This window comes from Streptomyces sp. TRM49041 (assembly GCF_008271805.1).
GTDB lineage: Bacteria > Actinomycetota > Actinomycetes > Streptomycetales > Streptomycetaceae > Streptomyces.
In genome coordinates this window covers 1-6,976 of sequence record NZ_VSRY01000054.1, presented here as the reverse complement: position 1 = coordinate 6,976, position 6,976 = coordinate 1, and the positions used below count along the sequence as shown (strand labels likewise).

General features: G+C 70.0%; 6 protein-coding genes. 4 read left to right on the top strand and 2 right to left on the bottom strand.

Translation table 11 applies throughout. The features are described from left to right. Nucleotides 1-5: 5 nt before the first annotated feature. The 3 genes from FVS66_RS02555 to FVS66_RS02540 all read left to right on the top strand — a co-directional run bounded on the left by FVS66_RS02555 (nucleotide 6) and on the right by FVS66_RS02540 (nucleotide 3,970). Complete coding sequence (locus tag FVS66_RS02555) at nucleotides 6-209, top strand: cold-shock protein (protein ID WP_005315736.1); 204 nt, start codon at nucleotides 6-8, stop codon at nucleotides 207-209. 423 nt (nucleotides 210-632) lie between these two features. Beyond that, nucleotides 633-2,255, top strand: a complete 1,623-nt coding sequence (gene groL, locus FVS66_RS02545; RefSeq protein WP_149179303.1) for a chaperonin GroEL — start codon at nucleotides 633-635, stop codon at nucleotides 2,253-2,255. A gap of 266 nt (nucleotides 2,256-2,521) precedes the next feature. After that, nucleotides 2,522-3,970 carry an alanine/glycine:cation symporter family protein gene (locus FVS66_RS02540; protein ID WP_149179302.1) on the top strand — a complete coding sequence of 483 codons (1,449 nt, stop codon included), beginning with the start codon at nucleotides 2,522-2,524 and terminating at the stop codon, nucleotides 3,968-3,970. A gap of 85 nt (nucleotides 3,971-4,055) precedes the next feature. Here FVS66_RS02540 and FVS66_RS02535 read toward each other — a convergent pair whose 3' ends face one another. Then, on the bottom strand, nucleotides 4,056-4,433 hold the full coding sequence (locus tag FVS66_RS02535; protein WP_149179301.1) for a hypothetical protein: 378 nt from the start codon (nucleotides 4,431-4,433) through the stop codon (nucleotides 4,056-4,058). Nucleotides 4,434-4,702: 269 nt separating this feature from the next. Continuing rightward, the gene (locus FVS66_RS02530) at nucleotides 4,703-5,599 is read right to left on the bottom strand and encodes a hypothetical protein (RefSeq protein WP_149179300.1); all 897 of its coding nucleotides are present in this window, start codon (nucleotides 5,597-5,599) and stop codon (nucleotides 4,703-4,705) included. A gap of 428 nt (nucleotides 5,600-6,027) precedes the next feature. Here FVS66_RS02530 and FVS66_RS02525 point away from each other — a divergent pair. Continuing rightward, the coding region (locus tag FVS66_RS02525; RefSeq protein WP_262386769.1) for an ALF repeat-containing protein at nucleotides 6,028-6,976 on the top strand (949 nt) is incomplete at its 3' end.

Here is a 6,976-nt window from a genome sequence, read left to right as displayed (position 1 = left end):
TAGGCATGGCTCAGGGCACCGTCAAGTGGTTCAACGCGGAGAAGGGGTACGGCTTCATCGCGGTCGACGGTGGTGCGGATGTTTTCGTCCACTACAGCGCGATCCAGATGGATGGTTACCGCACCCTTGAGGAGGGGCAGCGGGTCGAGTTCGAGATCTCGCAGGGCCAGAAGGGTCCGCAGGCGGACATGGTCAAGCTCGCTGTCTGAGCGCGGCGCGTTCCGGCCAACGGCAACTGAACGGAGGGGTCCGTATCCCGGCAGGGGTACGGACCCCTTCGCGCTGCCCGGCGGCTGTCGGGCCCGGTGGGTCGCAGGCATGCCCCCGGGCGGGAGGGGTGCCGACGGCCGGCCGAGTGCCGGGCGGGAGGGGCGCCGGGGGGCGGGTCGAGCGCCGGGGCGCTTGCACTCTCATAGGGCGAGTGCTAATCATTGGCGTTAGCACTCTACGAGTGAGAGTGACAACGAAGGACCTCGTCGGTGAGGCCCGCAGGCCGCGTGGGGCAAGGAACCACACGGAGTGCAGGCCGTCCGTCGCGGGCGCCGCGCGCGGTCCGGAGGCAATCCTCCCCCAAGCTCTCGCCTTCGCTCGAGCAGGGGGGACCCCCATCAGTCTCGGGAGGACCACTTCACATGGCCAAGATCATCGCGTTCGACGAGGAGGCACGGCGCGGTCTCGAGCGCGGGATGAACCAGCTCGCCGACGCCGTCAAGGTCACCCTTGGCCCCAAGGGTCGCAACGTCGTCCTCGAGAAGAAGTGGGGCGCCCCCACGATCACCAACGACGGTGTCTCCATCGCCAAGGAGATCGAGCTCGAGGACCCGTACGAGAAGATCGGCGCCGAGCTGGTCAAGGAAGTCGCCAAGAAGACGGACGACGTCGCCGGTGACGGTACGACCACCGCGACCGTCCTCGCCCAGGCGCTGGTCCGCGAGGGCCTGCGCAACGTCGCCGCCGGCGCCAACCCGATGGCCCTGAAGCGCGGTATCGAGAAGGCCGTCGAGGCCGTCTCCGGTGCCCTGCTCGAGCAGGCCAAGGACGTGGAGACGAAGGAGCAGATCGCTTCCACCGCCTCCATCTCCGCCGCCGACACCCAGATCGGCGAGCTCATCGCCGAGGCGATGGACAAGGTCGGCAAGGAAGGCGTCATCACCGTCGAGGAGTCGAACACCTTCGGTCTCGAGCTTGAGCTCACCGAGGGTATGCGCTTCGACAAGGGCTACATCTCGGCCTACTTCGCGACCGACATGGAGCGCATGGAGGCCGTCCTCGAGGACCCCTACATCCTCATCGTCAACTCCAAGGTCTCCTCGGTGAAGGACCTGCTCCCGCTGCTGGAGAAGGTCATGCAGTCGGGCAAGCCGCTGCTGATCATCGCCGAGGACGTCGAGGGCGAGGCCCTGTCGACCCTGGTCGTCAACAAGATCCGTGGCACCTTCAAGTCCGTCGCCGTCAAGGCCCCGGGCTTCGGTGACCGCCGCAAGGCCATGCTCGGCGACATCGCCATCCTCACCGGTGGCCAGGTCATCTCCGAGGAGGTCGGCCTCAAGCTGGAGAACGCCGGTCTCGACCTCCTGGGCCGTGCCCGCAAGGTCGTCATCACCAAGGACGAGACGACGATCGTCGACGGTGCCGGTGACAGCGAGCAGGTTCAGGGCCGCGTGAACCAGATCCGCGCGGAGATCGAGAACTCCGACTCGGACTACGACCGTGAGAAGCTCCAGGAGCGCCTCGCGAAGCTGGCCGGCGGCGTGGCCGTCATCAAGGCCGGCGCCGCGACCGAGGTGGAGCTCAAGGAGCGCAAGCACCGCATCGAGGACGCCGTTCGCAACGCGAAGGCCGCCGTCGAGGAGGGCATCGTCGCCGGTGGTGGCGTGGCCCTGCTCCAGGCGTCCAGCGTCTTCGAGAAGCTGGAGCTGGACGGCGACGAGGCCACCGGTGCCGCCGCCGTGAAGGCCGCCCTGGAGGCCCCGCTCAAGCAGATCGCCGTCAACGCCGGCCTTGAGGGCGGCGTCGTGGTGGAGAAGGTGCGCAACCTCACCCCGGGCCACGGCCTGAACGCCGCGACCGGCGAGTACGTCGACCTGGTCGCCGAGGGCATCATCGACCCGGCCAAGGTGACGCGCTCCGCGCTGCAGAACGCCGCGTCGATCGCCGCGCTGTTCCTCACCACCGAGGCCGTCATCGCCGACAAGCCGGAGAAGGCCGCCGCGGCCGCTCCGGGCGGCATGCCGGGCGGTGACATGGACTTCTGATCCTCGCGGATCGGACCCGTCCTTGATCGACCGAGGGCGGCACCCTCTCCCAGGGGTGCCGCCCTCGGGCATGTCCGGCCGCGGTACGGCCGCGGCGGTACGGCCGCGGTACGGCCGGGGCGCGCGGTCCCGGTAAGGACCGGGCCGGAACAGATCGCGTGTGACTTCGGACGTAATGGCTGGTTGGCAGCCGTATGTGAAGATGTTCCGGGCCCTCCCGCACCTCGGGGGGGCCTCTGGCCTGTCGTCCCCCCACAAGGAATCCTGTGCAGACCCTCGATTCACTGATAGTCGACATCAACGACGTGTTCTGGACGTATCTGCTCATCCCGGTCGTCGTGATCGCGGGCCTCTACTTCACCCAGAGGTCCAAGGGCGTCCAGTTGCGGCTGCTGCCGGAGATGTTCCGCGTCCTGAAGGAGCCGGCGCCCGCGGGCGTGGCGGGGGGCCGCAAGCCGGTCTCCTCCTTCGGTGCGTTCACGATCTCGGCCGCCTCCCGGGTCGGTACCGGCAACATCGCGGGTGTCGCGGGCGCCATCACGCTCGGTGGCGCGGGCGCGGTGTTCTGGATGTGGGTCATGGCGCTGGTCGGCGCGGCGTCGGCGTTCGTCGAGTCGACGCTGGCGCAGCTGTACAAGGAGCGGGTCGAGGACGGTACGTACCGGGGCGGCCCGGCGTACTACATGAAGCGCGCGCTGGGCAAGCCGTGGCTGGGCTTCGTCTTCGCCGTCACGATCACGGTGACGTTCGGCTTCGTCTTCAACGCGGTGCAGTCCAACACGATCATCGCGGTCGCGGGCGGCTCGCTCGGCGGCGCCGACTCCGACTGGTTCGCCCCGGCCGTCGGCGCGGCGGTCGCGCTGCTGCTCGGCCTGGTGATCTTCGGCGGTGTGCGCCGTATCGCGTCGGTCACGCAGCTGCTGGTCCCCGTGATGGCGATCGTCTACATCGTTCTGGGCATCGCCGTGGTCCTCCTCAACCTCGGCGACGTGCCACGGGTCTTCGCCGAGATCGTCGGCGGGGCGTTCGGCTTCCGCGAGGTCGCGGGCGGCGCGATCGGCGCGGCGATCCAGAACGGCATCCGGCGCGGCATGTTCTCCAATGAGGCCGGCCTCGGCTCGGCGCCGAACGCCAGTGCCACCGCGGAGGTGACCCACCCGGTCAAGCAGGGGCTGGTGCAGGCGCTGGGCGTCTTCTTCGACACGCTGCTGATCTGCTCGATGACCGCGTTCATCATCCTGACGACGAACCCGGCCCTCGCCGGCCGCCAGGGCGCCGACCTCACGCAGTCGGCCCTCCAGTCGACGCTGGGCGGCTGGGCCGCGCACGTCCTCACCGCCGTCGTCTTCATGCTCTGCTTCTCGACGCTGATCGGCAACTACTACTACGGCGAGTCGAACATCGAGTACATGACGGACAGGCGCTGGGTCCTGCCCGCCTACCGGATGCTGGTCCTGGTGACGGTCTTCCTGGGCGCGCTCGGCACGGTGAGCGTGGTGTGGAACCTCGCGGACGTCTTCATGGGCGTCATGGCCCTGGTGAACCTGGCGGCGATCGTCCCGCTGTCGGTCATCGCGTTCCGCCTGTTGGAGGACTACCAGGCGCAGCGCCGCGCGGGCCTGGACCCGGTCTTCACCAAGGACCGGCTGCCGGACCTGACGAACGTCGAGTGCTGGGACCGCAGCCCGGAGGGCGAGCGGGAGCGCGTCGCCTGACCTCTGACCTCTGACCTCTGTTTCGGCGCACGTGGAGCGGTGCCGGGCCGGCTGATCCGGCCCGGCACCGCTCATTGGTGCGGCTTCAGCAGCTCGCGCTGTTCATGATCTTGATGCCGTTGGCGGTCCAGGAGTTGTTGAGTCGCCAGTTGTTGGGCTTGAGGCAGAGCGTCGAGCCGTTGGTGTACCGGATGCTCGCGCCGTCGTCGTTGCGGGAGTTGTAGATCGCGTAGGCGCCGTGGCTCCTGCTGCCCAGCTTCTGGTAGTAGCTGGTGATGTCCTTGAACGACGCGGTGGGCTTCCGCGCGTCCCAGTCCGACTTGGTCTTGTAGAAGCACACGTACGGCCAGGAGCACCCGTACGCCGAGTCGGCGGAGGCCGTCGGTGCGGCGGTCAGCATCGCCCCACCGGCCATGGCGACAGCGGCGCCGACGCCGATCAGCCTGTTCCTCGACCTGCTCATGCGTTCCCCCTTGCTTCGGTTCGGTCGGTCCTGCGGCCCGCTCCGGGCCACGGCCGAGCATGTGCTCGATCCGCTTCGGCAACGTAACAGCGAAGCGGACGTACGACGTTCGAAGTGGGACGAGTTGGGATTTCCTGCCGCCTGACCTGCCGGGACGCGACGCGGGACGGGAACCGATGGGACGGCGGAACGTGTGCCGGCGACGGCGGGGCGGCGACGTGTGTCCGGTGCCCTCCCGGGCGGTGACCGACGCCCGTCGGCGGGCCGTCTCAAGCGGTTCGGGTACAGCTCTCCGGCGCCCTGCGGGCCGACTCCTCGAAGTTCTGGTCCCTTTCGGGGTGCAGGGCCGCCGCCGCGCGGGCCTCCGCGGCGCGGGCGTGGACTCTGGCCGGGGGGAGTGGGGACGGGCGGCGGTCGGGGGTGGGCTCGCCTCGGCAGGGGCCGCACTCGCCGTCGCGGAGGAGGTCCGGGGGCCGCGGGATGCCGCACTGGGTGCACTCCATGCGCAGGGGTGGGCGTGGGGGCGGCGGGGCGGGGCGTTCCGGTGGGAGCTTGCTGGTGAGGCGGGAGCGGACCAGGCCGGCCGGGTGGTGGACGGGGCTGGGGAGGCCGGCCGTCAGGGCCTGGAGGATGTACTGGTCGTTCGCGCCCCGGCTCAACCACTGGTCGACCAGCGGGACGAGGGCGTGGCACTCGCCTGCCGACAGGGACAGGACGGGTGCCGTCCGGCCCAGCGCGGCGAGCAGGATGAACGCGCGTGAGCGGGTCGCCCGGGCGCGGTCCTCCGGGATGTCGCCGTTCCGGAACGCCTCCCACCAGGCGTCGTCGCGCGGTGTGCGGGTCCACCAGGTGCGGGTGATCCACTTCTGGGTGCCGTCCGGCGCGTCGACGGGCTCGCTGCCCCGGCGCAGGTGGCCGGCGCGGCTGATACGGCGCAGGGCGGTGCCGAGGGCGCACTGGCCGTAGGGGAGGACCTTGGCGAGCGTTTTGATGGAGATGTCCGCGCCGTCGTCCAGGCGGTCGATGTACGCCGCGACGGCCGCTTCGCGGGGCGGCAGGTGCGCGAAGTCCGTGTGACTGCGGGTTCGTTGGCCGGGGGCAGACCGTTTGCCGTAGCCGGGGTTGGCGAGTGGGTGCGCGGCAGCACTAATGTTGGCTTCAGCCATGGATCGAAGGGCTCTTTTCGATCTAGCAGGTGAGGCCCCCGTCGGTGTTCCAGCACCGGTGGGGGCCGCTTTTTTCACGTCTTCTCGCACGCTATGCCCTGGCTACTGCCCGTGGCAAGTCGACCGCGCATAGTCATAAGGGCGCCAACTCGCCGGGTGGGTGGGTGGGTTGATCCCAGGCCCGATCCCTTTCCGTAGAAAGAGCACTCGGGTCCCGCGTCCCGGATCTCGGGTTCGTTCACCGGCATATGACCACGCGTCATATGTTCGAATTCCGCGTCTGCGTTTCGATCTTGGCCGTTATGCTCGACAGGCGAACTGAAGAGCGGTGAACCGGCCGATGACCAGGTCTGGTTCGCTCGACGAGGGGACGTGTACACGTGCATGGAGCAGGGGGAAGACGAGGGCGGGGGCTACGCGCGCTGTGCGTGAGCACGCTCTCGATGGCGCTGGCCGCGGGGGTCATGGGCGTCAGCCCGGCCGTCGCTGACGGGCCGTCGGCAGCGGGAGCCGCCGTGGTCGAGGCGAGTTCGATTCCCGACACCGACCGCGGGCGGGTCGTGGAGTTGTGGAAGAGCGGGGGACCCGGCGTCAAGGCCGCGGCCGAGGCCGCGCTGCTGGGGACCGATACGGATGTGCGGCGGTTTCTGGACAGTGAGCGGGCGATCGCGGAGCTGCACGACGACCGGGTGACCGCACTGCAGATGATCTCCCTCGGGGGCAAGGGTGTCCGCGAGGCAGCCCAGCAGGCGCTGAGCGGTACGCCCGAGGACCTGGAGAACTTCCTGGAGAGCGGCTGGCAGGCGCCGCTCGCCGACGACCAGCGCGTCCAGGTCGCGCGGATCGTGAACGAGGGCGGGCGCGGGGTCCGCGAGGCCGGGCAGGCCGCGCTGGACGGATCGATCGAGGACGTCCGGCAGTTCCTGGACTACGGGCAGTACGGCGCCCGCGAGGCAGACGACCGGGTCCAGCTCATGCGGATCATGAGCACCGGCGGGCCCGCCACCAAGGCGGCCGCCGCGCTCGCCATGGACGGCAGCATCCACGACGTACGCGAGTTCCTGACGGTCGGCCAGCACGTGGCACGGGCCAGGGACCAGGAGCGGGCGTCCGTCGCCGAGCTGGCCGCGCAGGCGAAGGCCGCAGGTGAGCAGGCCAAGCGGGAGACCGAGGCCGCCAAGGAGGCGTCGGCGCGCGCCGTGGCCGCGTCGAAGCTGGCCAAGGAAGCCGCACTGAAGGCGGCGAAGGAGACCGAGGAGGCCCGCAAGGACTCCAAGCGGGCCGCCAACGCCGCGGGCCGCGCCGCCTCCGCCGCACGCGGGGCCTCGGCCGCCGCCCAGCAGGCCATCGGCGCCGCCCGCGCCGCGAACGCCTCCG